Genomic DNA, 26,816 nt, shown 5'->3' with positions numbered 1-26,816 from the left:
AAGGTCCCACCGTGATCAGCGTCCCCACACACACGCTCAACGACGGCACGGCTCTCCCCGCTCTCGGCCTGGGCACCTGGCCGATGTCCGACGCCGAGGCGGAACGGGCCGTGTCCGAGGCCCTCGCACTGGGCTACCGCCTGGTCGACTCCGCCACCAACTACGGCAACGAGTCCGGAGTCGGACGGGGTGTCGCGCGCAGCGGCGTCGCCCGGGAGGACGTGGTGGTGACGACGAAGCTCCCCGGCCGGCACCACGGCTACGAGGAGACCCTGGCCTCCTTCGAGGAGTCCCGCAGCCGACTGGGCGTGGAGTACATCGACCTGTATCTGATCCACTGGCCGCTCCCCCGGGTCGGCAAGTACGTCGACTCGTGGCGAGCCATGATCAAGCTGCGGGAGGAGGGCCTGGTCCGCTCCATCGGCGTCTCCAACTTCACCGTCGAGCACATCGAGCGGCTGGAGAAGGAGACCGGGGTACTTCCGTCCGTCAACCAGATCGAACTCCACCCGTTCTTCCCGCAGGACGAGTTGCGCGCCTTCCACACCGCCAAGGGCATCCGCACCGAGAGCTGGACGCCTCTCGGCCGCGGCAAGGGGCTGCTCGACGACCCCGTCGTCATCGGCATCGCCGAAGCCCTCGACGTGATGCCCGGCCAGGTGGTCCTGCGCTGGCACACCCAGCTGGGCGCGGTGCCCATCCCGAAGTCCTCGAACCCCGAGCGGCAGCGGGCGAACCTCGACGTGTTCGGCTTCGAACTGGACCCCGCCCAGCTGGACGCGATCGCCGACCGGGCCCACCGGCGTCTCGGCGGGGACCCCGAGGTGCACGAGGAGTTCTGAGGCGCCCGCGGGGTACCCGGGGCCCACGAGGCAGGGCGCACGAAAGGAGCCGCAGGTGGGTGAGCAGGACCGGCTGCGGGAGTATCGCGGCAAGCGCGACTTCGGGCGGACCAAGGAACCGCAAGGGCGCTCGGCCGTCCCAGGTGCCGAGCCGCGGTTCGTGGTGCAGATCCATGACGCCAGCACCATGCACTTCGACTTCCGGCTGCAGGTCGGCGACGTACTGAAGTCGTGGTCGATCCCGAAGGGCCCCTCCGGGGATCCACAGGACAAGCGCCTCGCCGTGCCCACGGAGGACCATCCGCTGGAGTACGAGGAGTTCGAGGGCGTGATTCCGCAGGGCGAGTACGGCGGCGGCACCGTGATCGTGTGGGACCACGGCAGCTACGAGCCCCTCAGCCACGACCGCAAGGGGCGGCCCGTCGACTTCGAGGAGTCGCTCGAGCGCGGACATGCCCGCTTCCGCCTCAAGGGGTCGAAGCTGCACGGCGAGTACGCCCTCACCCGCTTCCGCGGCGGGAAGGACGGGGACACCGAGGAGGCCTGGCTGCTGGTGAAGGCGGGCGGCGGCTCCCGCGGGCACGGGACCCCGGATCCGCGGCGGGCCCGCTCGGTCAGCAGTGGCCGTACGCTCGCCCAGGTCGCGGCGGCTGCCGGGGAGCAGTGAGCGGCGGTGTCCGGCCTGCTGGACTCGCTCCCCGACAAGGAGCAGGAACTGCTGCGCACGGGGCGCCCGGGCGCGGAGCTGGCCGCCCGGCCGATGCTCGCGACGCTCAGTGACCGGCGGGACTTCGACAACGGGTGGATCTTCGAGCGGAAGCTGGACGGCGTACGGCTGCTGGCGGTGCGGGACGGCGGGCGGGTCACGCTGCTGTCGCGGACGGGGCGTCGGCTGAACGACACGTATCCCGAGATCGTGGCGGCGCTGGCCGCCCAGTCCTGCACGGACTTCACCGTGGACGGGGAGGTCGTCGCCTTCACCCGGGGCCGCACCGACTTCGCCCGGCTCCAGCAGCGCATGGGCCTGACGCGCCGGGCGGACATCGAGGCGAGCGGGGTCGCGGTGACGTACTACGTGTTCGATCTGCTCGGGCTGGAGGGAGCGGACCTCACCCGGCTGCCGCTCAGGACCCGGAAGTCCCTGCTGCGCCGCGCTCTGACCTACCGCGCTCCACTGCGGCTGACCTCCCACCGCAACGAGGGCGGCGCCGACCTGCTGGCCGTCTCCTGCGCCCACGGCTGGGAAGGCCTGATCGCCAAGCGGGCGGACGGTGACTACCAGCCGCGCCGGTCCACCGACTGGCTGAAGCTCAAGTGCTCCCAGGGGCAGGAGTTCGTCGTCGGCGGGTTCACCGAACCGGCCGGCAGCCGGGTCGGCCTGGGGGCGTTGCTCCTCGGCTACCAGGAGCACGGGAAGCTGCGGTACGCGGGCAAGGTGGGCACCGGCTTCGACCGTGCCACCCTGCTGTCGCTGCGGGAGCGGCTCGACGAACTGCGCACCGCCGACCCGCCGTTCGAGGGCCGGGTGCGGGAGGCGGGCGCCCGGTGGGTGCGGCCGGCGCTGGTCGCGCAGATCGACTTCACCGAGTGGACACGGGACGGGATGCTGCGGCATCCGCGCTTTCTGGGCCTGCGGGACGACAAGAAACCGGAGGACGTCGTGCGGGAGCGGCCGAGCGCCTGAGAGCGCCGGGTGGGATCCGGGGATTGCTCCAACTGGCTTTGTGCGTCTCGTATGATCGCCGCGGCAATCCTTCTCTGCACCGGGAGATCCCCCCATGAACACTGCCCTGCGTACGGCGGTCACCGGAGCGGTGACCGCCGCTACCGTCCTCATCTGCGCGCCCGCGCACGCCACACCGCCGGGACCTGGTGTCACCGCCCGGCTCATCGGTCAAAGGACGGTCGGGGGCACCGACTACACCGTGCGGGAGATAACGATCCCGCCCGGCCAGGCCACCGGCTGGCATTACCACGACGGCCCCCTGTACGCCGTGGTGAAGGAGGGCACGCTCAGCCACTTCGACTCCGACTGCGCCTCCGACGGCGTGTACCCCAAGGGCAGCTTCGTGCAGGAGCCTGCGGGTTCGGACCATGTGCACATCGGGCGCAACCTCGGCGACACCGATCTCGTCCTCGACGTGCTCTATGTGCTGCCGCACGGCGCGCCGTTCTCCGAGGACGCTCCCAACCCCGGCTGCTCCTTCCAGTGATCAGACCGGGGGCAGAGTCTGTTCGGCCCAGATGGTCTTGCCCCGGCCCGTCTGGCGGCTGCCCCAGCGCTGGGTGAGCTGGGCGACCAGCAGCAGGCCGCGGCCGCCTTCGTCGAAGGCGTGCGCCCGGCGCAGATGCGGTGAGGTGGAACTGCCGTCGGAGACCTCGCAGATGAGGCTGCGGTCGCGGATCAGCCGCAGCTGGACGGGGGGCAGGCCGTACCGGATCGCATTGGTGACCAGTTCGCTGACGACCAGTTCGGTGACGAAGGCGGCCTCGTCCAGGCCCCAGGCGGTCAGCTGCTCGGTGGCCGCCTGCCGGGCCGCGGCCACCCGCTCCGGATCGGGGGTGATGTCCCAGGTGGCGACCCGGTCCTCGCCCAGCGCCCGGGTGCGGGCCAGCAGCAGCGCCACATCGTCACTGGGCTCCTCCGGCAGCACGGCCTTGAGGACCGTGTCGCACAGTGTGTCGAGGGTGTCGGCGCGGGCGGTCAGTGCGCGGCACAGTTCGGCCTGGGCGTGGTCGACGTCGCGGTCGCGGTCCTCGATCAGGCCGTCCGTGTACAGGGCGACGACGGAGCCCTCGGGCAGTTCCAGTTCCGTGGACTCGAAGGGCAGTCCGCCGACGCCGAGCGGGGGTCCGGCCGTCATGGGGACGAGGCTCGCGGTGCCGTCGGGCAGCAGCAGCGCGGGCGGTGGGTGGCCGGCTGCGGCGAGGTGGAGGCGGCGCGAGACGGGGTCGTAGACGGCGTAGAGGCAGGTGGCGCCGAGTTCCGCGACGTCGTCCCCGGTGTCGTCCGACGCCAGGTGCGTGACCAGGTCGTCCAGATGGGTGAGGAGTTCGTCGGGCGGCAGGTCCACGTCCGCGAGGGTGCGTACGGCGGTGCAGAGGCGGCCCATGGTGGCCGAGGATGCGATGCCGTGTCCCACCACGTCGCCGACGACCAGGGCGACACGGCTGCCGGAGAGCGGGATCACGTCGAACCAGTCACCGCCGATGCCGACCAGGGAGTCGGAGGGCAGATAGCGGTGGGCCACCTCGACCGCCGCCTGTCCGGGCAGTCCTTTCGGCAGCAGGCTGTGCTGCAGGGCCAGTGCGGTGGTGCGTTCGCGGCAGAAGCGGCGGGCGTTGTCGATGCAGACGGCGGCGCGGCTGGCGAGTTCCTCGGCGAGGACGGCGTCGTCGCCGCCGTAGTTGTCCGGATTGGCGATGCGGACGGCGACCGCGACGCCCAGGGTGGTGCCGCGGGCTCGCAGCGGTACCGCGAGCATCGAGTGCACACCTCTGCGGTGGGGGCTGCCCGCGGGGGCTCGCGCGTTGCGCTCGGCGACCCAGCGCATGAAATCCGGCTCGCCCGCGTGGCTGAGGACGGCCCGCCCCGCTCTCAGTGCCTTCGCAGGCGGTGAGAACGACGGGTAGAAGTCGGTGTCGCCGATACGCACGGCCGCCTCGGGTGTGCCCTCGGTGACCGAGCCGTGGGCGACGCGGCGCAGCGCGACGTCCAACTCGCGCGGTGCGGGATGCTCCTCCGCGCCGAGGACCCAGTCGAGCAGGTCGACGCTGGCGAAGTCGGCGTAGCGGGGCACCAGCAGTTCGATGAGCTCCTCGGCGGTGCGCACCACGTCCAGGGTCGTGCCGATGGAGGCCGCTGCCTCGTTCAGCAGGGCCAGCCGCTCCCGGGCCCAGTACTGCTCGGTGCTGTCGAAGGCCGCGATGGCGGTTCCGATGACATTGCCGTCGGCGTCCCGGACCGGCCACATCTCGGTGGTCCAGGCGTGCTCCCGGTTCGAGGACGGCGCGTGCGCGTAGCTCTCGTATCGGACCGGCCTGCCCGTCTCGATGACCTGCTCCAGATGCCGCAGAAATCCCCGGTTGTACCCGACGTCCTGAACGGTGTCCATGAAGTACCGGCCGAGCAGGGTCTCGGCGGGCACCCCCATCACCTGGCACGAAGCGTCGTTGAGCCGCAGATAGCGCTGATCGGTGTCGAACACGGACAACGACATGGAGGCCTGCTGGAATGCCTGCCCCGCAAGCGTCGGCTCCGGCCTGCCGGGCTGCTCGGCGGTCACCACGTATCGGTCGGATGAGTCGTCCCCGCCGGACAGGGCGCATGCGCGGAGGGCGAGAGGCACCGAGGAGCCGTCACGGTGCCGGAGGACGACGGTGCCGGCCATGGCAGCCACGGCGCCGGGCGACGGGTCCTCGGCGAGCAGATCCCGCACCGGCCGGCCCACGGCTTCCTCGGCCGGGTATCCGGTCAGCCTCCGGGCACCTTCGCTCCACCCGGTCACGATGCCCCGGGCATCGACGGTCGCCGCAGCGGGGGCGTGCTCCATAAGGTTCAGGATGGTTCTTTTGTCGCACCGCTTCAACCGAAACGGAGGGCCCGGCGGGCCCTCCGTTCCGCGGCGGTCACTTCTTCCGGTCGCGCAGGGCGGCCAGGGCCCGGTCGGCGTGGGTGTTCATCCGCAGCTCGCTGCGGACGATCTCCAGGACGGTGCGGTCCTCCGCTATGACGAAGGTGACCCGCTTGGTGGGGGCCAGGCTGAAACCGCGCTTGACGCCGAACCGCTCGCGGATAGTGCCGTCCGCGTCGGACAGCAGCGGCATGCCGAGGCTGTGGCGGCCGGTGAACTCCTGCTGCTTCTCGACGGAGTCACCGCTGATGCCCACGGGCCGCGCGCCGACGGCCGCGAACTCTGCGGCCAGGTCACGGAAGTGGCAGGCCTCCGCGGTGCAGCCCGGGGTGAGCGCGGCGGGATAGAAGAACAGCACGATCGGTCCGTCGGCGAGCAGCTCGGACAGGGTGCGGGCGGTGCCGGTCTCGTCCGGCAGCTCGAAGTCGTCGATCTTGTCGCCGACGTTCACAGACTCGCTCACCTAGCGGCCCTCCCCGTTCTTCGCGACGCTGCGCGCCCACAGCACCAGGGGCACCTGCAGCGGCAGCCGTCCGATGGCCGCGGCCTTCTGCGGGGTGGGGCGGTGCCGCCAGTCGACGGCCATCTTCACGTTGGCGGGGAACACGCCGACGAAGAACGCGGCGGCGGCGAGGGCCGCGGGCTTGCGGGTGCGGGGCAGGGCGATGCCCGCCGCGAGGGCCAGCTCGGCGGCGCCGCTGGCGTACGTCCACGTCCTGGGCGTGCCCGGCAGGGCCGCGGGGATGGTCTCGTCGAACTTGCGCGGCGAGGCGAAGTGGGCGACACCCGCGGCGGCCAGCAGGCCGGCGAGCAGCAGGGGCGAGCGTTCGGACCGTGGCACGGTTCCTCCTCTGATGACCTGCTGCCGGATGTTACCCGAGGGTAGAGGGCGTGGTTCCGGCGCCCGGGTCGGTTCCGGAAGCCGGGCCCTGCGCGCGGCGGTTGTGGGTTCCCGGGGTGTAGCCGAACGAGCGGCGGAAGACGTCGATGAAGGCGCTGGCGGAGGACCAGCCGCAGTGGTGGGCGACGGTCGTGACGGGGGTGCCGTCGGCCAGCATGCGCAGGGCGTGGTAGAGGCGGGACTGGGTGCGCCACTGCGGGAAGGTCATGCCGAACTCGTGGCGGAAGAGCCGGCTGAGGGTGCGTTCGCCGGCCCCGGTGGCGGCACCGAGGGCGGCCAGGGTGCGCGGGTCGGCGGGGTTCGCGTGGACGATCGCGCAGACGGCGGCCAGCCGGGGGTCGGTGGGCGTGGGCAGGCGCATCGGCTGCTGGGGCGAGGCACGCAGCTGGTCGCGCAGGACGGCCAGCAGACGGCGGCGTTCGGCGGTGTCGTCGTCGGGGTCGCGGGTGTAGGCGAGGATCAGTTCGCGCAACAGCGGACTGACGGCGAGGACGGTCGGGACGTCCAGACCGAGGGGGTTGTCCTCGGCGGGCAGGCCCACCAGATGCAGGTCCAGGTGGCCGTGGGCGCGGTGGGCGTGGACGGTGCCGGCCGGGACCCAGATCGCCCGGGTGCCGGGGGCGAACCAGGTGCCGGCGTCGGTGGTGACGGCGAGGACGCCGGAGCCGGCGTAGACGATCTGGTGCTCGTCGTGCCGGTGCGCGTCGATGCGCTCGCCGGCGGCCAGACTGCGGGCGCGGGTGCGCGCCTTCGGCGAGTGGCGGATGTTCGACACAAGGAGGCAGATTATCGAAAGCGGGCCGGATGCGTCCGCCGGGACGATCGCAGGGTGACCATGCCTCGCAACCGTCCCATCGCCCTTCTCTCCCTGGGGCACGCCTGCGTCGACGTGTACCAAGGAGCGGTGGCGGCGCTCGTGCCGTTCTTCGTCTCGGAGCGCGCCTACAGCTACGCCGCCGCCTCGGGCGTCGTCCTGGCCGCCACGCTGCTGTCGTCCGTGGTGCAGCCGCTCTTCGGGGTGCTCACCGACCGGTGGCCGCTGCCGTGGCTGCTACCTGTCAGCGCGCTGACCGGCGGCGCCGGTGTGGCCCTGTGCGGGGTCGGCGACTCGTACGCGCTCACGCTCGTGGCGGTCGCGGTGTCCGGGATCGGCGTCGCCGCCTACCATCCGGAGGCCGCCCGGGCGGCCCGCGCCGCCGCGGGTGGCAGCAACACGGCGATGGGCTGGTTCTCGCTCGGCGGCAACCTGGGCTTCGCGGCCGCGCCGCTGCTGGTCGCGGCCGTGATCGCCACCTCGGGCCTGAGCGCCTCTCCCCTGTTGGTCGTACCGGCGGTGGCGGGGGCGGCGCTGTGCGCGGCCGCGGTGCGCTCGTCGGGAGGCCGCGGCGCCGTCCTCCGTACGAGCGCGGCCACCGGCAGCGACGACTGGGCTTCGTTCCTGCGGCTGTCCGGTGCGATCGTGTGCCGCTCGATCGTCTTCGTCGGACTGAGTGCCTTCGTCTCGCTCTACGTCCGCGAGCGGACGGGCGGCGGGGAGGCGGCTGGTACGGCGGCGCTGTTCGTGCTGTACGGGGGCGGTGCGCTGGGCACGGTGGCCGGGGGCCGGCTCGCCGACCGGTTCGGGCGGGTCGCGGTGGTGCGCCGGTCGTACGCACTGACCGTCCTGGCCGTTGCGGGCGTGATTCTGGTACCCGGCCCGGTGGTCTACCTGTTCGTGGTGCTCGCCTCGGCCGGCCTGTACGTCCCCTTCGCGCTGCACATCACGCTCGGTCAGGACTTCCTGCCGCGGCGGCCGGGGACGGCGAGCGGGGTCACGCTGGGGCTGACGGTGAGCGTCGGCGGGCTTGCCACCCCTGTGCTGGGGGCGCTGGCCGACGCCACCTCTCTGCGGACCGCCCTGGTCCCGCTGATCGTGCTGCCCGCCCTGGGCCGGCTTCTGCTGTGCGGTCTGCGGGAGCCCGCTGCGGCGGTGGGGTCGGCGCCCGTGCGGCGGCGCCCCCGCGCGGCCTCGACGTGAGCGCGTCGTCGGATCAGGCGGTACCGGCCGGCGCGGGCGACTGCTCCTGCGCCTCCACCTCTACGGCGGCGGCGAGGAAGTCGTCGACCATGCGGTGGAAGAGGGTGGCCAGCTGCCGCAGCTCCTCCGGCTCCCAGTGGGACAGTGCCGCCTGCATGCCCCGCGAACCCGCCTCACGGATGCGGTCGATGGCCTGCTGCCCGGCCTCGGTAAGCTCGATGCGCTGGGCGCGTCGGTCGTCGGGGTCCGGTACGCGGGTGACATAGCCGGACTTCTGCAACTGCTGCACCGTGCGGGTGACGTGGGACGCCTCCACTCCCAGCCGGGCGGCCAGTTCCCCCGGGCGCAGCGGCTCGGAATCGGCGACCTGCCGCAGCAGCGCAACGGCCGCCCGGTCCAGCGGCACACCGGCCAGGGCCATCAGGCGGTCGTGCTGCCTGGCGCGCGTGCTCAGGTAGGTGATGCGGGTGAGCGCCCGCTCGATCTCGATCACTTCGTCCGAGGCGGGGGTGTCGGGGATCTCGGGGAGCGGTGGAGTGGACATGCGGTCCACTTTACCATCTTGTTGCGTAACTCAAGTAATCTGCTGGGGGACTTCCCCGCGTCGTGCGCCGCTGTTGCCGGCTGCGCTACGCCCCCGGACCACCGGACGTAGCCGGAGCATCGGACGTCCCCGAATCACTTGGGCATCGCGTTCCGTTTCCTCGGGCGTACAGTCCGCCCGGCCCGGTGACGGTCACCGGCTGTGGGTCGGCGCCCGGGGCGATGACGCGTTGCGCAGCGACGGTCGTGCAGATGAGCTGCGCCGCGGCGAGGTCGCCCGAGTTCCCCGGAACGGCGGACAGCCGGATGGTCACGCGGCCGTCGCGGGACGTCACCGTCACCCGGGACATCAGGGAAGCCTCGGGTGGCAACACCGTGTACAGGCCTTCGGCCCGTTCCGCCCGGGTCGGCCCCTTCAACAGGACCCGTACGGCCGACTCGACATCCACCGGCCCGGCAAGCATGCGGTCCACGCCGCGCAGGGTGCGGCCGGCCACGAAGTAGACCTGCAGCGTCGGCGCGACCCCGCTCGCGGGTCCGCCCGCCTCCACGACACCGGTCGTGGGAATGCCGCAGGAGGCGAGCGCGCCCAGCATCGGAAGCCACACCAGGAACGCGGATCTGCGTGCGGTACTCATGATCTGCTCCCTCCTGCCCACGCTTCACCGTCCGCCTGCCCCTGCGCCGACTGCTCGTTGCGCAGAGGGAGTTCGACGGTGAAGACGGCGCCGCCCTGCGGCCGGTTCGCGGCGCTCACGCTGCCGCCGTGCACGCGGACGTTCTCGGCGGTGATCGCCAGGCCCAGGCCGCTGCCCTCGGTGCGGGTGCGGGCGGCGTCGGACTTGTAGAAGCGCTCGAAGACATGGGGCAGCACGGCGTCGGGGATGCCGGGCCCGCTGTCCAGTACCTCGATGACCGCCCGTCGCTCCGCCGCGGGTCGTCCCGCCTCGGTCAGACGCAACAGGACGGGGCGGGCGCCGTGCCGCAGGGCGTTGCCGACCAGGTTCGCCACGACGACGTCGAGGCGGCGGGGGTCGACGCGCCCGCGCAGTGCGTCGGGCGGCGGCAACTCGGCGTCCACCAGGTCGGTCCAGCCGCGGGCGGCGAGGGTGCGCCGCAGCGACTCGGCGAGGTCGATCTCGTCCAGGTGCAGCACGGCCGCGCCCGCGTCGAAGCGGGAGATCTCCATCAGATCGTCCACCAGACGGGCCAACTTCACGGTCTCCTCACTGATCAGCCGGACCGCGGTGGCGGTGTCCGGGTCGAGGCGGGCGGCGTCCTCGTCGAGGACGTCGGTGACCGCGGACATGGCGGCCAGCGGGGTGCGCAGTTCGTGCGAGACGTCCGCGGCGAACCGGCGGGCGCGGGCCTCCATGCCGCGCAGTTCGGCCACCGACGCCTCCAGGGCGGCGGCAGTCTCGTTGAACGTGTGGGACAGATCAGCGAGTTCGTCGGAGCCGTCGACGGCGAGCCGGGTGTCCAGCCGTCCCTCGGCGATGCTGCGGGTGGCACCGCGCAGTGCCCGCACCGGCCTGAGCACCCCGCGCGCGGCGAGCAGGGCCAGCAGCACGGCCAGCACCAGGGCGGGCACGGTGGCCCGTTCGATGGCGGTGACCAGGGCGTCGACGTACGCCTGTTCCTTGGTCTGCGCAACGATCAGGAAGACCTGCAGGCCCGAGTCGCCCACGCCTCCGGTGAAGGTGACCGACATGCCGACGACGAGTGCGGTGTGGCCGCCGCTGTTCACTCTCTGGAAGACGGTGGCCAGTCGGGTGTCCACCGCTTTGCGCAGAGCCGGTGTGAGTTCCGCGAAACGGTCTCCTCCGAAGGATGTCGCGCTCAGATTGCGGTAGGTGGCCATGACGCGCCAGGTCCCGGAGGGATCGGTTGCGGCCATGGCGGCCGCGAACCGCCGCAGTTCGGCCTCGTCCGGCGGCACGGCGACCTCGGGGGCGAGCCGGTTCGCCTGGGCGCGCAGCTGCGCGATCACCGTGTCCTGGCTCTGCTGGAGCAGACCGGTGCGCGCTTCGCGGAAGCTCAGGGCGCCGGTGGTCGCCGCGGTGAGCGCGGCCACGAGCGCGAACGCGACGACCAACCGGGTGCGCAGGCCACGCAGTTGGGGCACCCTGAAGCGCCTTGCGAAGCCGCGTCGGGCCTTCGGCGTGCGCGTCACAGGGAGGCGAACCGGTAGCCGAAGCCGCGCACCGTCTCGATGTAGCGGGGTTCGCCCATCTTGGCGCGCAGCCGTTTGACGCAGGCGTCCACCAGGCGCGCGTCGGCGTGGTAGCTGTGTTCCCAGACCGCTTCGAGGAGTTGCTGCCGGCTGAACACCTGGCCGGGTGAGGCGGACAGGGTCATCAGGAGCCGCAGTTCGGAGGCGGCGAGCGCCACCGGCGCACCCTTCAGGGTGACCGAGAACCCGGCCCGGTCGACGGTCAGGTCCCCGTAGCTGTCGAGCTTGGGTATGCCGCCGTCGCCGGGTGCGCCGGCCACCCGGCGCAGCACGGCTCGGATGCGCGCCTCCAGCACCCGGGCCTGCACGGGCTTGACCACGTAGTCGTCGGCTCCGGCCTCCAGCCCTACGACGATGTCCTCGTCGTCACCCCGCGCGGTGGCCATGATGATCGGCAGCGTCTGGTCGAGAGCGCGCAGCGCACGGCACACGTCCAGGCCCGGCACACCTGGGAGCATCAGGTCGAGCACCACGACATCGGGCCGGAAGGAACGCACCAGCTCCAAGCCGTCCTCCCCCGTCACGGCGGTGGCGACCTCGTGCCCCTGACGGCGCAGGGCAAGGGCGACGCCCTCCCGCACGGCACGGTCGTCTTCGATCAGCAGAACTCGCGGCATGGGCTCAGTATCGGCATCTCCCCCGGTCCGCCGGGCCTCTGTTACGGGATGATCATATGCACCCGCAGCCGACAGGGCGTTACCTTTTCGTTATCGTTCGGGCCAGATCCGATCACATATCGATCACAACCTGAACGACCATGACCGCGCACAAAGCAACTCGCTCGCCCAGCCGCCGTCGTCGGGGCGCTGCCTCGCACGCCGCCGCTCGTCGGCCGAGGACGAAGGTGTGGGGAGGTCTGGCCGCGCTCATCGTCCTGAGCGTCACCGGTTTCGCGGCCGTGGGCTGGACGTCCGCCGACGCGCACCACGACCGGCCCCGACCCACCGCACCCGCGAAGTCGGGCGCCGGGCCCTCGCGTTCACCCCGCCCGGGCACGACGTCGCCCAGCCCGTCCCTCAGCGCTTCCACCCCGGCCACCCCGAAGATCCCGGCCACGGGGCCGGACACGTTCATCACCGCAGCCGGTGGGAGCGCCAAGGTCGGGACCGGCACGGCGCTGCGCTACCGGGTCGAGGTCGAGAAGAACATCGACGTGTCGGCTGCCGCCGTCGCCAAGGAGGTGGAGCGCATACTCGCCGACCGGCGTGGCTGGACCGCGGACAGCCACTCGGCGTTCCAGCGGGTCTCAGGCGGCACCACCGACTTCGTCGTACGGGTCGCGACTCCGGGGACGGTGGACAAGACGTGCGTCGCCGAGGGGGGTCTGGACACCGAAGGCAAGTACAACTGCAGCGTCAACCACAAGGTGATGGTCAACCTCGAACGCTGGCTGCTCGCCACCCCCGTCTACGCCGAGGACGTCAGCGCCTATCACGCGCTGATCATCAACCACGAGGTCGGCCACTTCCTCGGGCACGGCCACGTCACCTGTCCCGGGCCGGGGCAGCCGGCCCCGGCGATGATGCAGCAGATCAAAGGCATGCACGGCTGTGTGCCGAACGTCTGGCCCTACGACGAGCGGGGACGGTACCTCACCGGCCCCGCCGCGCCCTGAAGGTCAGGCCCCCGGCACGGTCGCGCCGGCGCACCCGGCCTCTGCCCGGACGGCTCCGGCAGCGACCGCCTGCCGCCACGGCAGGCGGGCCCTGGGCGGCATGCCCACCGCAAGCGCACCGCTCACCCGCTCGCCGGTGCTGCAGGCGGCCACGAACCGGCCCTTGGCCAAGTCCCCGTCGGGGACGGCGACTTCGTCTGCCCCCCGCAGACAGCCGTAGCCCTGGATCTTCTTGTCGTACCGGTCGGAGCAGAAGTACGGCACCGCGGCGAGCGGATTGCGGGCGGCAGGCGGCGCTCTCGGCCGAGGCACGCCGGATCGGGCTGTGCGGCGTCGAGGACCACGAGGTCGAAGCGCTGCTCCATGGGCCGCCCCGGCGCCTCCGCCCCGGCGCCGAGGAGACTGATCCGGGTAGGCCGCCAAGCCGGGGTCGTCGACAGCAGCTTGCCTGACGCAAGCAACTCATCGCGTGCTCGTCCCGGTCGGCGGGGCGGCACCGCCCCGGAAACCAGGCGCTCACCCGCAAGGGCCTGCACGATCCGCCCGCGGCCAAGGCCGTCGTACAGGAGTCCGTCTGCGTCTGACCTCGCGCCCTTCCTCCGAGAGGGTCGTCCGCGGCGCAGGACACGGGCGGTCCTCGCCCGTCGTTCTCGGCGGGCATCGCACACCATGGTTTCCAGGACCCGACCGGAGAGACGCGATGAGCATCCCTTGGCAGCGATACACGGGCGGACATGCGCGCACCGTCGACACCATGACGGCTGCGTTCCTGGTCACCGCCTTCCGACCGGGAAGCGACAGCCGCTTGCCCGGCCCGCTCCGGCCGGACGCGAAAGCCCTCGACCCGGAACGCAGCCTCGGGCCCATCGGCCTGCGCGAGGGTGCCCAGTCCGGCGGCGGCGCCCTCCGGGCCGGTCGCCCCCTGGAGGGCGGATGCGAGGTCATCACCCGCCCGCCCTTGTACCCCACCGCTCCCTGACGCCCAGAACCCCGTGCCCCACGGACGGGGACCATGAGACGACAAGAACGGACATCATGACCATCCGCGTGCTGCTCGCCGACGACCAGGCCCTCCTGCGGGCCACCTTCCGGATCCTGATCGACTCCTGTGACGACATGGAGGTGGTCGCCGAGGCCGCCGACGGCGTCGAGGCCCTCGCCCTCGCGCGCGCGCACCGCCCCGACCTCGTCCTGATGGACATCCGCATGCCCGGAACCGACGGCCTGGCCGCCATCTCCGCGATCTGCGCCGACCCCCAACTGTCGGGCACGCGCGTCCTGATCCTCACCACCTTCGAGATCGACGAGTACGTCGCCCAGGCGCTGCAGGCAGGCGCGAGCGGGTTCCTCGGCAAGGACGTGACCGCGGACGCGCTGCTCGACGGCATCCGGACCGTGGCCGCGGGCGATTCGCTGCTCTCCCCGCTCGCCACGCGCGTGCTGATCACGCGCTTTCTGTCCGCCCCCGCCCAGGGTGCCCCGCCGGCGGCGTCCGGCGGCCTCAGTGCGCTCACCGCCCCCGAGCGCGAGGTGACGGCGTGGGTGGCGGAGGGCCACTCCAACGAGGAGATCGGCGAGAAGCTCTGCGTCAGCCCGCTGACGGTACGCACCCATGTGCACCGCGCGATGGCGAAGCTCGGCGCCCGCGACCGCGCCCAACTCGTCGTCCTCGCCCACCAGTCGGGGCTCGTGGAGGCATCGCGGCCGGCGGAGCGCTGAGCACCGCGGGCTGCGGGATCAGCCTGCGGAGAGTTTGTCCAGCCACTGTTCCAGCAGAGCCGACTCCGCCGGTGTGAAGACCTGGGACTGTGCGGCCCGCAAGCGGGCCGCGAGCGTGGCGGCGGCGACCGGGACGGCGCTGTCCCCTCCTTCCGGCTCGCGTGTGCCGACCGGGCGGGTCAGCGAGTCGAGCACACTGTCGCGCAGCCGCTCGGAGAACTGCGGGTCCGGGTACTGCTCGGGCCTGGTCAGCATCGACAGGGCCGCACCCACATTGGCGGACATGATCATCTGGGTGGCGAGGGCGGGCGGGACGGTGAGCCGGCCTGCGGCGGCGCAGCGTTCGAGGATGCCGTGCAGCAGGGCGTGCGCCTCCTGGACCGCGGCGGGCGGGGCGGTCAGCTCGGGCGAGTACATCAGGCGGTAGTGGTTGGGGTGCTCCAGTGCGAAACGCATGTGGTTGTCCCAGCCGCTCCTGAGGTCGGCGACCGGGTCGTCGCTGGGCCGCGCCGCCCGCTTGGAGGCGAGGTATTCCTCGAAGCCCCGGTCGACCACGGCGGCCAGCAGCCCGGCCTTGTCGCCGAACAGCCGGTAGAGCATCGGCGCCCCCACTCCGGCCGCCTCGCACACCGCACGCGTCGAGACATCGGCGACCGGCGCCTTGGCCAGCAGTTCCGTGGCCGCTTCCAGGATCTTTTCCCGCGCATCCATGGGTCCACGGTACGCCATCCGTATCGCCGATACGAAATTCCGGCAGCGACGCTACGAAGCTGTGTTATCGTCGATACGAGCAATGCGTAGCAGCGCTATGAGCGAAGGGTGCAACCATGACCACTCAGTCCCCCATGGACCGGCGCGTCGCGATCGTGACCGGCGGATCCCGCGGCATCGGCCGACAGGTCGCCGAGCGTCTCGCCGCCGACGGGTTCGCGGTCGTCGTCGGGTACGCGGGCAACAAGGACGCGGCCAACGAGGTCGTTCAGACCATCGAGGCCGCAGGCGGCTCGGCGTACGCCGCCCGCGCGGACGTCGGCGACGAGACGGCGGTCGCCGACCTGTTCGACCTGGCGGAGGCCACCTACGGCGGCGTCGACGCGGTCGTGCACGCGGCCGGAAGGATGCTTCTCTCCCCTGTTGCCGAACTCGACCTCGGTGAACTCGACGCCCTCTACCACACCAACGTCCGCGGCACGTTCGTCGTCGACCAGCAGGCCGCCCGCCGCCTGCGCCCGGGCGGGGCGCTCGTCAACTTCTCCACATCGGTGGTGGGTCTCGCCTTCCCGGGCTACGGCGCCTATGCCGCGAGCAAGGGGGCGGTCGAGGCGCTGACGCTGATACTCGCCCGGGAGCTGCGCGGCCGTGACGTGACCGTGAACGCGGTGGCGCCCGGGCCCACCGCCACCGAGCTCTTCCTCGACGGCAAGGACGAGGAGACGATCGCCCGTCTGGCCGCACAGCCGCCGCTGGAACGCCTGGGGACGCCGAAGGACATCGCGGGCCTCGTGTCCTTCCTGGCCGGCCCCGAGGGCCACTGGGTCAACGGACAGGTCGTTCGGGCCAACGGCGGCATCATCTGACGGCCCGCACCGTCCTTCGCCAGCCCCAGAGTTCGAGACTTCAAAAGGAACAGTCGTGACTGACAGCAAGGTCATTCTCGTCACCGGCGCCTCCAGCGGTTTCGGCGCCCTCACCGTCCGTGCGCTCGCCCAGCGTGGGCACACCGTGTACGCGGGCATGCGCGCCCTCGGCAGCCGCAACGCTCAAGCCGCCGCCGACCTGGCCGCCCACGCGGCCGGGCACGGAGTCGACCTGCACGCCGTGGAACTGGACGTCACCCGGCAGGACAGCGCGGACGCGGCCGTCGCCCGGGTCGTCGACGAGCAGGGCCGCCTCGACGTCCTGGTCCACAACGCCGGGCACATGGTGCTCGGCCCGGCCGAGGCCTTCAGCCCCGAGCAGCTGGCGGATGTCTACGACACCAATGTGCTCGGCACCCAGCGCGTCAACCGAGCGGCCCTGCCACGGCTGCGCGCGCAGGGACAGGGGCACCTCGTGTGGATCGGCTCCTCCAGCACGCGCGGCGGCTGCCCGCCCTTCCTCGCCCCGTACTTCGCGGCAAAGGCCGCCATGGACGCCCTCGCGGTGAGCTATGCCGCCGAGCTCATACGGTTCGGGATCGACACCTCGATCGTCGTGCCGGGCGCCTTCACCTCGGGCACGAACCACTTCGCCCACGCCGGCGCACCGGCCGACGCCGACCGGGCCGCCGCCTACGACGCCCGCTACAAGACGCTCATGGACGACGTGAACGTGCGGCTGGCCGGGCTGATACCGCCGGACGCCGATGTCACCGAGGTGGCCGAGGCCGTCGTGCGAACCGTCGAACTGCCGCCCGGCAGGCGGCCGTTGCGGGTTCACGTGGATCCGAGCCGCGACGGCAGCGAGGTCGTCTCCGCCGTGGCCGACCGCGTCCGCGCGGAGTTCTTCCGCAGGGTGGGCCTCGACGACCTGCTGACGCCGACGAGCAGCCTGTAGGCAGCGCCGTCGGCAGCCGGCCCACGGGCAGCGCCGTTCAGGGGAACCCGGCCGTCGGGGCGAATGGCGGCGGACCACACCGTCGACAACTCACCCCGTGACACTCCCCCTGATCCCGCCCATGCTCGCCACGCCCGGCTCCCTGCCGCCCGCCGCGCAGGACTCCCGCTGGGCCTACGAGACCAAGCAGGACGGCCAGCGCGTGGTGGCCTACCTCGAAGGGGACGGCAGCATCCTGCTGCGGGCACGGTCCGGGGAGGACATCACCGCCGCATATCCCGAGCTGCGGCCGCTGGGCGAGGCGCTCGGCGCGACTCCTGCCGTGCTCGACGGGGAGGTGCTGGCGCTGGACGAACAGGGCCGGGCCGACTTCCAGTTGCTGCAACCCCGCATGGGGCTGGCGCACGCACCCGCCAGGGCGGCGCGGCAGGCAGCGAAGGCGCCCGTCCACCTCATCCTGTTCGACGTGATGCACCTGGGCGGCCGAGATCTCACAGCGCTCCCCTATGCCCGGCGGCGCGAGCAGTTGGAGCGGTTGGGGCTCCACGGCCCGTACTGGTCCACCCCGGCCGCCCTGGTCGGACACGGTGAACAGGCCTTGCAGGCCACCCGTGAGCACGGTCTGGAGGGCCTGGTCTGCAAGCGGCTGGACTCGACGTACGAGCCCGGGGTGCGCTCCCGGTCCTGGATCAAGATCCGAAACATGCGCAGCGAGGACGTCGTGGTGGGCGGCTGGCTGCCCGGCAAGGGACGACTGTCGGGGCTGCCGGGCGCCGTCCTGGTGGGGCAGCGGGCCGCGGGACGGCTCCGGTACGTCGGGAGTGTGGGCACCGGCTGGAGCGAGGCCGAGCGGTCGCAGCTCGCCTCGTTGCTGCGGGCCGCCGCGACCGACGTGTGCCCTTTCGATCCCGTGCCGTCGGTCGCAGGGGCCCGGTGGGTGGTGCCCCGGCTGGTGGGCGAGGTCCGCTACAGCACCCGCACCCGGGCGGGACTGCTGCGCCAGCCGTCCTGGCTGCGGCTGAGGCCCGACCTCGCGCCCGAGGATGCATCGGCCGACATCCCGGACGACCGGGTCTGAACCCTGCCACCTGACACACCGTCACGTGATGGTGAACCTACCGTGGACATGCCGTCATACGGGGTGGCCGGGGCTGATGTCCCGGGCGTCGTCGAGCCGGAGCAGGGGGCCGTCCGCGCAAGTGCCCCAGTCCTCGGGTGCGAGGACGAAGCCGACGTGGTCGCCGCCGTCGACGCGCTGTTCGACGCTGCCCACGAACCAGGCGGCGGCCTCCTCCAGGACGACCGAGCCGCCGGGTCCGCGCGTCCAGGGCACATGCGCGAACTTGTCGGTCCGATCACCCGTCTCCCCGCCGAACAGAGCTGCCAGCTCGTGCTGTTCACGGGTCAGCAGATGAACGGTCAGGCGGTCCGCGGCGCGGGCCACCGCGTAGGTGTGGTTGGCCCTGGAGATCCACACCACGAACCGCACCGGCCGCATGGAGCACTGGGAGGAGAAGGAGACCAGACAGCCCGACCGCTGCGTGCCCGCCGCGGCCGTGACGACACACATGTCGGGACTCAGCCGACTCATGAACGCGTCCAGGTCTGTCATGTCCCCTCGCTCCTCACCCTCGTCGTCGAACCGCGAGCCCGCGCGGGACCCCGCAGCCGACCGTCACAGCGGTGTGCCGGGGTCCTCGGGTCGGATGCGGCCACGCCAGCCGCCGGTGGCGCCGCCCTCGCTCTCCACGTAGTCCTTGAAGCGGCGCAGGTCCCCCTTCACCCGCCGGTCGATCAGGCCCAGTGCGTCCGCGCTCTGCTCGGCGACCCCGCTCGGTTCGACCTCCATCACCAGTTCCACGCGGGTGTGCGTGTCGTCCAGTCGCTCGAACCGGACCGATCCCCTCTGTTGCGTGTCGCCGCCCACGGACCGCCAGGTGATCCGGTCGTCCGGCAACTGGTCGACGATCTCGGTGTCGAACTCGCGCCGTACCCCGCCGATGCTGGTGGTCCAGTGGTTGTGGCGGTCGTCGAGCTGCCTGACCTCGTCGACGCCCTCCATGAAGTTCGGGAACTCCTCGAACTGAGTCCACTGGTTGTACGCCATGTGCAGCGGAACCTCCACGTCCACTGCTTCCTTGACCGTGCCCATCGGTGCCTCCTTGCCTGCTCCGGGGCCGGCCGCGCCGGGCGACCGGCCTCCTGCGCGTGTGCGTGGCACCGGGTACCCAGCAAAGGCGTCAGTCAGCCCGTACGGGGAACTCGAGGGGTCATGGCTGAGCACCCGGACCCCGATGATGTCGTGCTGTCGTCGCATGAACGGCTCGCCCTGCGGAGCATCGAAGCGGAGCTGAGCTGCGACCGGCGCCTCGCCCGAAGCATGCGCGGCGAGCCGGGCTCCCGGCTCTGGCTCCCGCTGTCGGTGGCCCTCCTGGCGTGCGCATCGCTGTTCCTCGTCGTCATGGGGATCCTCACCTCGGATCCGGTCGTCATCTGGTGCTTCGCCGGCCTGTGGCCCTTCACGCTGTTGCAGGCCTTCCGGCTGCTGTGCCGTGCGCGCAGGGGCACACATCGCCTCACTTCGTGGCTGTGAACCAGCCCCGCACGGCACCTGCCGGCTCCCCGGGCGACCGCGTTCGGCGGCGGTTGCGTGTGTCCGGGGCACCGGGGCGGGAACTCGGCGGTCATGACCGCTCAGACGGAAATCCACGGATCGTACTGGCTCGAGACGGCGCCGCCGGGTGAACCCACTCCCCCGCCGTCCGGCGACATCGCCGTCGACGTCGCCGTGGTCGGCGGTGGCATCGCAGGTCTGTGCACGGCGTGGGAACTGGTCCAGCAGGGACGCAAGGTGGCCGTACTGGAGGCGGGCCGCCTCGCCGCCGGGGTCACGGGCCACACGACCGCCAAGCTGACCGCGCTGCACACGCTGACCTACGACCATCTGCGCCGCACCCGCGGCCCGACCGGGGCACGCCTGTATGCCGAGTCGCAGAGTGCTGCCATCCGGCACGCCGCCGACATCGTCGACGAACTGGGCATCGACTGCGACTGGGAAGAGGCTGCGGCCTACACCTACGGCGAGCAGCCCCGGCTGCTGGGAAAGCTGCAGGCGGAGGCGGAGGCGGCGCGGGAGGCGGGCCTGGCGGCCGAGTTCGTGACCGAGACCGAGCTGCCGTTCAGCGTCGCCGGTGCGGTCCGGGTCACGGAACAGGTCCAGTTCCACCCGCGCAAATACCTGCTGGCCCTCGCCGAGGACCTGCGTCGCCGGGGCGGTGCCGTCCACGAGCACACACGCGTCGTGGGCCTCACGGAGGGCGAGCCCTGCGTCCTGGCGACGGACGCGGGAGTGTCGGTGCGGGCGGACGAGGTCGTGATCGCCACCCATTACCCCGTCTTCGACCGTGCCCTGCTCTTCACCCGGCTCTCCCCGCGCCGCGAACTGGTCGTCGCCGGGACCATCGACGAGGAGCGGGCGCCGCGCGGCATGTACATCACGCCGGAGCAGAACACCCGGTCCGTGCGCAGCGCGCCCTACCGTGACGGGAAACGCCTGCTGATCGTCACCGGTGAGCACTTCACACCCGGCACCGCCGATGTCGAGGAGCGGTTCGCCCGGCTCTCCGCCTGGGCCGCGAGCCATTTCCCGGGGGTCGCGATCAGCCACCGCTGGGCCACGCAGGACAACGACGCCACCGACTCCGTGCCGCTCGTCGGACCGTTCTGGCTGGGCAGCCGTCACACCTACGTGGCCACCGGGTTCGGTGGCTGGGGGCTGAGCGGCGGCATCATGGCGGGCCGTCTGATCAGCGACCTCCTCAATGGCCGCGAGGTCGCCTGGGCCGGCCTCTACGATCCACGCCGTCTGCTCTCCGTGGTCCGCGAGGGAGCCTCGTTCCTGAAGCATCAAGCGCAGGTCGCCCGTCACTTCGTCGGCGACCGGCTGCCCGCCGTCACGGGGCCTTCGACGGCGGACATTCCGCGGGGCGGCGGCGCCGTGGTGCGGGTGGGAGGGCGGCAGTGCGCCGTGCACCGTGACGAGAAGGGTGAACTGCAGGCGGTGTCGGCCCGCTGCACCCACATGGGCTGCCTCGTGGCGTTCAACCGCGCGGAACAGGCCTGGGAGTGCCCCTGCCACGGCTCCCGCTTCGCCCCGGACGGGCAGATCCTGCAGGGCCCGGCCGTACGGCCGTTGGAGCAGCGCGACATCTGAGACGACCGCCTGCGGAATGCCCAGCGGCTCACGCCTGGTCCGGCGACAGGTTCGCTTCCCGCGCCGGAAGGTTGTAGACGTGGAACGCCCGCCCGATGACCGGCTGTGCCACGTTCCGCACCTGCACTCCGCCGCTGGTCATCCCGTGTTCGGTGCCGGAATGGGCGTGTCCGTGGACGGCGAGGTCGGCGCCCTCCTCGTCGATCGCCTCGGCCAGCAGATAGCTGCCGAGGAACGGATAGATCTCCAGCGGCTCACCTGCCAGGGTGTCCGGCACGGGTGAGAAATGGGTCAGTGCGATCCGCACGTCGCACTCCGCCCGGGCCAGTTCCCGCAGTCCGGTCCGCAGGCCGTCCGCACACCGGCGGGAGTACCTGACGAACTCCTTCATGACGGGCTCGCCGAACTCTCCCGCGCACCTGCCCGCGAACCCGCCCCCGAACCCTTTGGTCCCGGCGATGCCGACACGGGTGTCGCCGCTGGTCACGACGACGGTGGACCGCCCTTCCAGGACCCGTACGCCGGAATCCTCGAGGACGGCCGCCACCTCGTCCGGGCATCCGCCGTGATGGTCGTGGTTGCCGAGGACCGCGACCACCGGCACCGCCAGGTCCTCGACCTCCTTGGCGACGACCAGGGCCTCCTCCGGTGTGCCGTGGCGGGTGAGGTCGCCGGCCAGCAGCAGAAGATCCGCGCAGTCCGGCAGCGTCTCGAACGCGGGGCGGAGCACCCCGTGGCTCTCCACCCCCAGGTGGATGTCTCCGACGGCCGCCACCCTCGTCATGCGAGGTCCTCCGCGTCGTCGGGCGGGGCCGTTCGCGCCGTGACGATGTCGCAGTGCAGCGGCACGTCCGGGAAGGCCTCGCGAGCGATGCGCATGATGTCCTCTCGGCACCCGGCCGAGGGAACCGTGCCGGTGAGCAGGACGGCCTCGCCGCGCAGTTCGGCCCGTACGCCCAGTTCTCCGGGCAGACCGGTCGCGAACCGTTCGGTCAGGTGGGCGACCCGGTAGTCGAGGCCCGCCGGGGCACCGGAGGAGGGCTGGACCGTGTGCTCGCTCATGACTGTTCCTCGGAGGGTTCGGCTCGCTGCCCCGACTCGGCATCGATCACGTCCAGGCGCTCCAGGAGGAACAGGAAGGCTGCGGGCATGGGCCGGTCGCCGCAGGTTCGCCGTACTTCCTGCCAGTCGACCTTCTCCCGCAGCGAGCGGGCGATCGGCAGTACGGCCCCGAAGTCGCAGTGATGTTCCGAGAAGGCCTTGAGGAGACTCACCAGCAGGTCCGTCGGCGACAGCACCGGCATACGGACCGAGTCGACGGGCAACTCCCAGGCGCGTGCGAGCAGTTCCGGGGTGACGGGGCGGTCTGCCAGTTCGAAGATGATGTCGACGCTCTGGCCGAGGCAGCGCGCCTTCAGCAGCCAGTCCTCCGGCGCATGGTGGACGGTGAGACCGCCCTCGCGCAGCGTGGCCGCCACGGCGTCGGCGTCCTCGCGAAGGACGCAGAAGTCGACGTCGTGCTGCAGCCTTCCACTGACGCCATGGCCGTAGGCCGCCACGCTTCCGGCCAGGGCGAATCTGTGCTCCTTCTGCTTGAGCAGGGCGGCAACCTGTTTGGTCGCCTCCAGGATCGCCTGGGTACGGTCACGGGGCAGGTCCTCGTCCGGCCGCGGGGCGGGCTGCGGCTCCCCCGGGGCGAGGCGCAGGCCGGTGGGGCCCGAGTCGTCGGCGCGGGCCGCGCCGTGCGCGTCGTGCACCATGGGCGCTCCCTTCGCGGTTCCCGGCGTCGGGGCACGAGCGGATCTGTCCGCCCCCGCCCGTGTGTACGTCCGGGTACCCCCGGGCCGTCGGAGCGACACGGTTTCAGTCGTCCCCGGCCTGGTCGGGCGTGGCTTCGGCGAGGTGGACGACGAGCAGGGCCACGTCGTCGGCGGGATCGGAGGCGTGACGGACGAGGGTGTCGGCCATGGCGTCGGGGTCTTCGGGATCGGTGCGTCCGATGAGTTCGGCGAGCGTGCTGACGGCGTCGTCCAGGTCGACGCCGGGCCGTTCGACGAGTCCGTCCGTGTACAGGACGAGGGCGCAGCCGGGGTGCAGGGGGAACTCGGCGGCCAGGTAGTCGGCCTGGTCGTCGATGCCGAGGAGCAGTCCGGGAGGCGGACTGAGGACCTCGGTGCGGCCGTCGGCATGGCGCAGCACGGCAGGCGGGTGGCCGGCACTGGCCAGGCACAGGTTGTGGCGGCCCAGATCCAGGTGGGCGTAGAGGCAACTGGCGAACCGGCCGGGGTCCAGGCCGACGAGCAGCCGGTTGGTCCGCCCGAGCACGTCTCCCGGGGAGGCCCCGGCCGCCGCCTGGCTGTGCACGGCGGTGCGGACCTGGCCCATCAGGGCCGCCGCGTCGATGTCGTGCCCCTGGACGTCGCCGATCGCGGCGGCGACGGTGGTGTCGTTCAGACGGATCAGGTCGTAGAAGTCACCGCCCACCTCGACACCGTGGCCGGCCGGCCGGTAGCGGGCGGTGACCTGCAGCCCGGGCAGGGAGGGGAGGTGCCGGGGCAGCAGCGCGGCCTGGAGCTGATGGGCCACGGCGAACTGCGTGTCGTAGAGGCGGCCCCGTTCGAGAGCCTGGCCGACGAGGCCGGCCAGCGCGGTGATCACCGCGCGCTCGGCGGGCGGGAAGTGCCGGGGGCGGTCGTAGGCGAGGACGAGCGAGCCGACGGCCCGGCCGGAGGCGATCAGCGGGAGAAACGCCCAGGACGTCTTGTCGTCGAAGTGGACGGCTTCCGGATACGACCGCCTCAGTTCGTCGAAGTCCCGGAAGAAGTGCGGGCTTCCGGTCTCCATCACGCGCACGGCGGGCGTGTCGGCGTTGAGAGGCAGGTCGTCGAAGCGTTCCATGAGTTCGGCGTCGTAGCCGCGGTGTCCGAGGATTCTCAGTCTGCCGCCCCGTGGCGCCATGACGGCCATGGCCGTGGCGCCGAGCGCGGGCATGAGCTGGTCGGCGGCCTGGTCCACCACGTCCTGGACGCCGAGGGCCTCGGTGAGCGTGGCCGCCATGTGCATCAGGTGGTAAAGGGAGCCGGCCCGGCTCGGTCCATGTGCGACGGGCTCCCTCGTACCGGCGGGGTGGGCAGGAGCACTGTGGGACCTCGCCGGGCTCGACGACAGTTCGTCGCGGGGATCGCTGCGGGTGATCCGCACGCTGATACCGGAGGCGTCCGGGTAGAGCGCGAAGGCCAGCCGGATGTCCGGCGGGCGCACTGCGCTGAAGGTGGTGGGCCGTTCGCTCACCACCGTCGACCGGTAGGAGTCCTCGATCTCGGGGACGTCCATCCAGGGCAGCGCTTCCCAGGGCAGGGCGCCCAGCAAGCTGTCGGCGTCGGCGCCGAGCAGGCGGGCCGCCTCGGGGGTGACGAAGGTGAACCGGCCGGTGTCGTCCAGGCCGCAGGCACCGCCCGGCAGCCGTGCGATGAACGCCGCCTCTTCGCTGACCTCGGCTCGTAGGGCACGGGCGCGGGACGGGTGGGGCAGGATCCGCGGTTCACCCGGCGCGGGCAGGGCGTTGCGGTCCGCCGCGTCGTGCAGCAGGCGGCCCAGTCGCCGGCAGCCGGCGTCGATGGCCGCGCGCTCGGCGCCGCTGAGCCGCGGCGGATGAGCGGCCGGCCACAACAGCACCAGCCCGCCCACGACCGAGCCCCGGGCGGCGAGGGGCGCGGCCGCCAGCGCGAAGGCGTACGGCAGAACGAGTGAGGTGCGCGGGTAGCGGCGGGCCATGTCCTCCACGTCGCTGATCCACACCAGGCGACCGGACCGCACGGCGTCCGCCACCGGGATGGAGTCCGCCACGCCCACCCGCGTCCACGGATCGGCCATTTCACGGGGAGTGCCCGTCAACGCCACCAGCCACAGCGCGTCACCGTTGCGAGGCAGGGCGTACAGCAGGCCCCTGGACGCTCCGCAGTCCCGGACCACGTCCAGCAGCGCCGTGTCGACCGGCTCGGGGGCGACATCCGCCGTAGCGTCGCTCTGGGTCACAGCACCTCCCGTCGAACATCCGACGAGTTCCCAGGTCGACCCGCTCAAAGCAGGGGACGGCTCGCGGACGCGGGGTCAGGATCCGGAGCCCAATCGTCCCGTTCTGGTGATATCCGATCAGCGCAGGGGGACTCGGATGCCATGACGTTCACAAACCCTGATCCCGAGCCCGAACGTACGACGGGGCTGGAACCCGGGGGCGGTGTGCCCCCGGGTGAAACGCCTCCTGCGGAGAGCAGCCTTCCCGAGGCCGGTCCGCGCGAAGTGCACAACCCCACCAAGGGCTGGGCCAAGGGGCCACTGGCGGTGATCCTCGTGGTGACCGTGCTGGTGGCGGCGTTCTTCCTCGCCTTCGCACTGGCCCTCGTCCTTTGATCGTTCGCACGTTGTCCAGGAAGATGCGTGGCGCAGCGCGGGCCGTACAACGCGCATGGAAACAACCGGGCAGGGAACGGGACCTCGCCGCGCAGGCACTGAAGGCCGCCTTCGCCGCCTGGGCGTCCTGGGCGGTGGTGGGCTGGTGGCTGCACGCGCCCATGGCCTTTGTGGCGCCCTGGGTTGCGATCCTGCTCGTCGAGTCGACGGTCTACCAGTCCGTCGCCCATGCCCTGCAGCAGCTGGCGGCGATCGCCTCGGGAACCGTCATGGCCACGCTGCTGGTGCTGCTGATGCACAACAGGATGGGCGCCATGGGTCTCGTCCTCCCCCTGGTGGTGCTCCTCAGTTCGTGGTCGCGGCTCGGACGGCAGGGGATCTACACGGCCACCGGGGCACTCTTCGTCCTCACCGACACGCAGGTCAGTCTGACGGGGTGCGCCGCCCGGATCGGCGAGGCCGTGTTCGGAGCGGCGGTCGGCATCACGGTCAACGCACTGATCCGGCCACCCGTCTACCTGCGCGATGCGCACGCCACGATCCATGAGGCCGCACAGGAGACGGGCAGGCTCCTCGAAACGGCGGGCGGCCGTCTCGTCGACGGGCAGTGGGGCGTCGACGAGACGCAGGCGTGGCATCGGCAGGCCCTGCACCTTCAGCACCTCGTGACGCAGTGCCGGTCGGCCGTCGGCTGGAGCCGGGAGAGCCTGTGGGGCAACGTACGCCGCCGCACCCTCGCCTCGTCACGGCCGAACAAGGGCTACGAGGACGCGACGGCCGTCCTGGACCACGCCGCCGTGCACACGACCGAACTCACCCGCACCCTGCACGAGGCGGCCGCCCGGGACCGGCAGGCGCACTGGACCCGGCTGCCCCTGATCCACGGCTACGCCGACTTCCTGGCCCAGGCGGCCCGGATCGTGCGGCTCTCCGCGGACGGCGGAGCCGGCGAGGGCCGGGAAGACACTCTGCGGCAGGCCGTCCGGGAGATGCGCGCCGCGATGGACGGCCTGCGCCGGCAGCTGCCGGACCTGGTCCGGGGCGAGCCCGAGGAGGCCTCGGCCTACGGCGCCCTCCTCCTGCAGGCGCAGCGGCTGGCCGGAAACCTCGAGGCGTCGGCACGGCAGGAGGCTCCCCCAGGCCACGCCTGAAGC

The 26,816-nt window shown here is 72.0% G+C and carries 31 protein-coding genes; 15 read left to right on the top strand and 16 right to left on the bottom strand.

The window, feature by feature from the left end; all coding sequences use genetic code 11:
- The first annotated feature begins 11 nt into the window (after nucleotides 1–11).
- The 4 genes from ACFY1E_RS35385 to ACFY1E_RS35370 all read left to right on the top strand — a co-directional run bounded on the left by ACFY1E_RS35385 (nucleotide 12) and on the right by ACFY1E_RS35370 (nucleotide 3,055).
- Complete coding sequence (locus ACFY1E_RS35385) at nucleotides 12–842, top strand: aldo/keto reductase (RefSeq protein WP_389083467.1); 831 nt, start codon at nucleotides 12–14, stop codon at nucleotides 840–842.
- Between the two features lie 55 nt (nucleotides 843–897).
- Nucleotides 898–1,509 carry a DNA polymerase ligase N-terminal domain-containing protein gene (locus ACFY1E_RS35380; RefSeq protein WP_389083465.1) on the top strand — a complete coding sequence of 204 codons (612 nt, stop codon included), beginning with the start codon at nucleotides 898–900 and terminating at the stop codon, nucleotides 1,507–1,509.
- Nucleotides 1,510–1,515: 6 nt separating this feature from the next.
- A complete protein-coding gene (gene ligD, locus ACFY1E_RS35375) occupies nucleotides 1,516–2,526 on the top strand; it encodes a non-homologous end-joining DNA ligase (RefSeq protein WP_389083463.1) in 1,011 nt (336 codons plus the stop codon).
- Between the two features lie 94 nt (nucleotides 2,527–2,620).
- Nucleotides 2,621–3,055 (top strand): cupin domain-containing protein, encoded by a 435-nt coding sequence (locus ACFY1E_RS35370; protein ID WP_389083461.1) that lies wholly within the window; start codon nucleotides 2,621–2,623, stop codon nucleotides 3,053–3,055.
- Here the strand turns inward: ACFY1E_RS35370 and ACFY1E_RS35365 are convergent, their stop codons facing one another.
- The 4 genes from ACFY1E_RS35365 to ACFY1E_RS35350 all read right to left on the bottom strand — a co-directional run bounded on the left by ACFY1E_RS35365 (nucleotide 3,056) and on the right by ACFY1E_RS35350 (nucleotide 7,152).
- A complete protein-coding gene (locus ACFY1E_RS35365) occupies nucleotides 3,056–5,395 on the bottom strand; it encodes a SpoIIE family protein phosphatase (protein WP_389083459.1) in 2,340 nt (779 codons plus the stop codon).
- A 76-nt stretch (nucleotides 5,396–5,471) separates the two neighbouring features.
- A complete protein-coding gene (locus ACFY1E_RS35360) occupies nucleotides 5,472–5,939 on the bottom strand; it encodes a peroxiredoxin (protein WP_389083457.1) in 468 nt (155 codons plus the stop codon).
- Nucleotides 5,940–6,317 (bottom strand): DoxX family protein, encoded by a 378-nt coding sequence (locus ACFY1E_RS35355; protein WP_389083454.1) that lies wholly within the window; start codon nucleotides 6,315–6,317, stop codon nucleotides 5,940–5,942.
- A gap of 31 nt (nucleotides 6,318–6,348) precedes the next feature.
- Nucleotides 6,349–7,152: an AraC family transcriptional regulator gene (locus tag ACFY1E_RS35350; protein WP_389083451.1), complete on the bottom strand. Its 804-nt coding sequence runs from the start codon at nucleotides 7,150–7,152 to the stop codon at nucleotides 6,349–6,351.
- A 60-nt stretch (nucleotides 7,153–7,212) separates the two neighbouring features.
- Between ACFY1E_RS35350 and ACFY1E_RS35345 the strand changes: the two genes are divergently transcribed.
- Nucleotides 7,213–8,394, top strand: a complete 1,182-nt coding sequence (locus ACFY1E_RS35345) for an MFS transporter (protein ID WP_389083865.1) — start codon at nucleotides 7,213–7,215, stop codon at nucleotides 8,392–8,394.
- A 13-nt stretch (nucleotides 8,395–8,407) separates the two neighbouring features.
- Here the strand turns inward: ACFY1E_RS35345 and ACFY1E_RS35340 are convergent, their stop codons facing one another.
- The 4 genes from ACFY1E_RS35340 to ACFY1E_RS35325 form a co-directional block, all read right to left on the bottom strand.
- Nucleotides 8,408–8,938, bottom strand: coding sequence for a MarR family winged helix-turn-helix transcriptional regulator (locus ACFY1E_RS35340; RefSeq protein WP_389083449.1), 531 nt, complete (start codon nucleotides 8,936–8,938; stop codon nucleotides 8,408–8,410).
- 85 nt (nucleotides 8,939–9,023) lie between these two features.
- On the bottom strand, nucleotides 9,024–9,575 hold the full coding sequence (locus ACFY1E_RS35335) for a GerMN domain-containing protein (RefSeq protein WP_389083446.1): 552 nt from the start codon (nucleotides 9,573–9,575) through the stop codon (nucleotides 9,024–9,026).
- Nucleotides 9,572–11,062, bottom strand: a complete 1,491-nt coding sequence (locus ACFY1E_RS35330) for an ATP-binding protein (RefSeq protein ID WP_389083444.1) — start codon at nucleotides 11,060–11,062, stop codon at nucleotides 9,572–9,574. Before ACFY1E_RS35330 ends, ACFY1E_RS35335 begins: the two co-directional genes overlap by 4 nt.
- A gap of 44 nt (nucleotides 11,063–11,106) precedes the next feature.
- Nucleotides 11,107–11,787: a response regulator transcription factor gene (locus ACFY1E_RS35325; RefSeq protein ID WP_389083441.1), complete on the bottom strand. Its 681-nt coding sequence runs from the start codon at nucleotides 11,785–11,787 to the stop codon at nucleotides 11,107–11,109.
- Nucleotides 11,788–11,927: 140 nt separating this feature from the next.
- Between ACFY1E_RS35325 and ACFY1E_RS35320 the strand changes: the two genes are divergently transcribed.
- A complete protein-coding gene (locus ACFY1E_RS35320) occupies nucleotides 11,928–12,785 on the top strand; it encodes a DUF3152 domain-containing protein (RefSeq protein ID WP_389083439.1) in 858 nt (285 codons plus the stop codon).
- A gap of 3 nt (nucleotides 12,786–12,788) precedes the next feature.
- Here ACFY1E_RS35320 and ACFY1E_RS35315 read toward each other — a convergent pair whose 3' ends face one another.
- On the bottom strand, nucleotides 12,789–13,097 hold the full coding sequence (locus ACFY1E_RS35315; protein ID WP_389083436.1) for an oxidoreductase C-terminal domain-containing protein: 309 nt from the start codon (nucleotides 13,095–13,097) through the stop codon (nucleotides 12,789–12,791).
- 388 nt (nucleotides 13,098–13,485) lie between these two features.
- Here ACFY1E_RS35315 and ACFY1E_RS35310 point away from each other — a divergent pair, with 388 nt between their 5' ends.
- Both ACFY1E_RS35310 and ACFY1E_RS35305 read left to right on the top strand, forming a co-directional pair.
- Complete coding sequence (locus tag ACFY1E_RS35310; RefSeq protein WP_389083434.1) at nucleotides 13,486–13,764, top strand: hypothetical protein; 279 nt, start codon at nucleotides 13,486–13,488, stop codon at nucleotides 13,762–13,764.
- 56 nt (nucleotides 13,765–13,820) lie between these two features.
- Nucleotides 13,821–14,504, top strand: a complete 684-nt coding sequence (locus ACFY1E_RS35305) for a response regulator (protein ID WP_389083431.1) — start codon at nucleotides 13,821–13,823, stop codon at nucleotides 14,502–14,504.
- Between the two features lie 18 nt (nucleotides 14,505–14,522).
- Here the strand turns inward: ACFY1E_RS35305 and ACFY1E_RS35300 are convergent, their stop codons facing one another.
- Nucleotides 14,523–15,215 carry a TetR/AcrR family transcriptional regulator gene (locus ACFY1E_RS35300; RefSeq protein WP_389083428.1) on the bottom strand — a complete coding sequence of 231 codons (693 nt, stop codon included), beginning with the start codon at nucleotides 15,213–15,215 and terminating at the stop codon, nucleotides 14,523–14,525.
- 116 nt (nucleotides 15,216–15,331) lie between these two features.
- Here ACFY1E_RS35300 and ACFY1E_RS35295 point away from each other — a divergent pair, with 116 nt between their 5' ends.
- The 3 genes from ACFY1E_RS35295 (at nucleotide 15,332) to ligD (ACFY1E_RS35285) (ending at nucleotide 18,117) form a co-directional block, all read left to right on the top strand.
- On the top strand, nucleotides 15,332–16,081 hold the full coding sequence (locus tag ACFY1E_RS35295; protein ID WP_389083426.1) for an SDR family oxidoreductase: 750 nt from the start codon (nucleotides 15,332–15,334) through the stop codon (nucleotides 16,079–16,081).
- A 55-nt stretch (nucleotides 16,082–16,136) separates the two neighbouring features.
- Nucleotides 16,137–17,039: an SDR family NAD(P)-dependent oxidoreductase gene (locus ACFY1E_RS35290; RefSeq protein ID WP_389083424.1), complete on the top strand. Its 903-nt coding sequence runs from the start codon at nucleotides 16,137–16,139 to the stop codon at nucleotides 17,037–17,039.
- Between the two features lie 97 nt (nucleotides 17,040–17,136).
- Entirely contained in the window at nucleotides 17,137–18,117 is a 981-nt protein-coding gene (gene ligD / locus ACFY1E_RS35285; RefSeq protein WP_389083422.1) for a non-homologous end-joining DNA ligase, read from the top strand.
- Nucleotides 18,118–18,171: 54 nt separating this feature from the next.
- Here the strand turns inward: ligD (ACFY1E_RS35285) and ACFY1E_RS35280 are convergent, their stop codons facing one another.
- Together ACFY1E_RS35280 and ACFY1E_RS35275 are read right to left on the bottom strand one after the other, a co-directional pair.
- A complete protein-coding gene (locus ACFY1E_RS35280; RefSeq protein ID WP_389083420.1) occupies nucleotides 18,172–18,651 on the bottom strand; it encodes a flavin reductase family protein in 480 nt (159 codons plus the stop codon).
- A 63-nt stretch (nucleotides 18,652–18,714) separates the two neighbouring features.
- The gene (locus tag ACFY1E_RS35275; RefSeq protein ID WP_389083417.1) at nucleotides 18,715–19,191 is read right to left on the bottom strand and encodes an SRPBCC family protein; all 477 of its coding nucleotides are present in this window, start codon (nucleotides 19,189–19,191) and stop codon (nucleotides 18,715–18,717) included.
- 120 nt (nucleotides 19,192–19,311) lie between these two features.
- Here ACFY1E_RS35275 and ACFY1E_RS35270 point away from each other — a divergent pair, with 120 nt between their 5' ends.
- On the top strand, nucleotides 19,312–19,632 hold the full coding sequence (locus ACFY1E_RS35270; protein WP_389083415.1) for a DUF3040 domain-containing protein: 321 nt from the start codon (nucleotides 19,312–19,314) through the stop codon (nucleotides 19,630–19,632).
- Between the two features lie 93 nt (nucleotides 19,633–19,725).
- Nucleotides 19,726–21,252, top strand: coding sequence for an FAD-dependent oxidoreductase (locus ACFY1E_RS35265; protein WP_389083412.1), 1,527 nt, complete (start codon nucleotides 19,726–19,728; stop codon nucleotides 21,250–21,252).
- 28 nt (nucleotides 21,253–21,280) lie between these two features.
- Here ACFY1E_RS35265 and ACFY1E_RS35260 read toward each other — a convergent pair whose 3' ends face one another.
- The 4 genes from ACFY1E_RS35260 to ACFY1E_RS35245 all read right to left on the bottom strand — a co-directional run bounded on the left by ACFY1E_RS35260 (nucleotide 21,281) and on the right by ACFY1E_RS35245 (nucleotide 25,287).
- On the bottom strand, nucleotides 21,281–22,036 hold the full coding sequence (locus tag ACFY1E_RS35260; RefSeq protein WP_389083410.1) for a metallophosphoesterase: 756 nt from the start codon (nucleotides 22,034–22,036) through the stop codon (nucleotides 21,281–21,283).
- Nucleotides 22,033–22,314, bottom strand: a complete 282-nt coding sequence (locus tag ACFY1E_RS35255) for a hypothetical protein (protein ID WP_389083408.1) — start codon at nucleotides 22,312–22,314, stop codon at nucleotides 22,033–22,035. Before ACFY1E_RS35255 ends, ACFY1E_RS35260 begins: the two co-directional genes overlap by 4 nt.
- The gene (locus tag ACFY1E_RS35250) at nucleotides 22,311–23,012 is read right to left on the bottom strand and encodes a nucleotidyltransferase family protein (protein ID WP_389083406.1); all 702 of its coding nucleotides are present in this window, start codon (nucleotides 23,010–23,012) and stop codon (nucleotides 22,311–22,313) included. The genes ACFY1E_RS35255 and ACFY1E_RS35250 overlap by 4 nt, the downstream gene beginning before the upstream one ends.
- A 103-nt stretch (nucleotides 23,013–23,115) precedes the next feature.
- Nucleotides 23,116–25,287: a SpoIIE family protein phosphatase gene (locus ACFY1E_RS35245; protein WP_389083403.1), complete on the bottom strand. Its 2,172-nt coding sequence runs from the start codon at nucleotides 25,285–25,287 to the stop codon at nucleotides 23,116–23,118.
- Between the two features lie 141 nt (nucleotides 25,288–25,428).
- On the opposite strand from ACFY1E_RS35245, the gene ACFY1E_RS35240 reads away from it, so the two are divergent.
- Nucleotides 25,429–25,662, top strand: a complete 234-nt coding sequence (locus tag ACFY1E_RS35240; protein WP_389083401.1) for a DUF6480 family protein — start codon at nucleotides 25,429–25,431, stop codon at nucleotides 25,660–25,662.
- Between the two features lie 11 nt (nucleotides 25,663–25,673).
- Nucleotides 25,674–26,813: an aromatic acid exporter family protein gene (locus ACFY1E_RS35235; protein WP_389083399.1), complete on the top strand. Its 1,140-nt coding sequence runs from the start codon at nucleotides 25,674–25,676 to the stop codon at nucleotides 26,811–26,813.
- The last annotated feature ends 3 nt before the right edge of the window (nucleotides 26,814–26,816 follow it).

This window comes from Streptomyces sp. NPDC001604, assembly GCF_042893475.1.
In the GTDB taxonomy this organism is placed as follows: domain Bacteria; phylum Actinomycetota; class Actinomycetes; order Streptomycetales; family Streptomycetaceae; genus Streptomyces.
The sequence above is the reverse complement of the archived record's forward strand: the minus strand, read 5'-3'. Positions and strand labels throughout refer to the sequence as shown.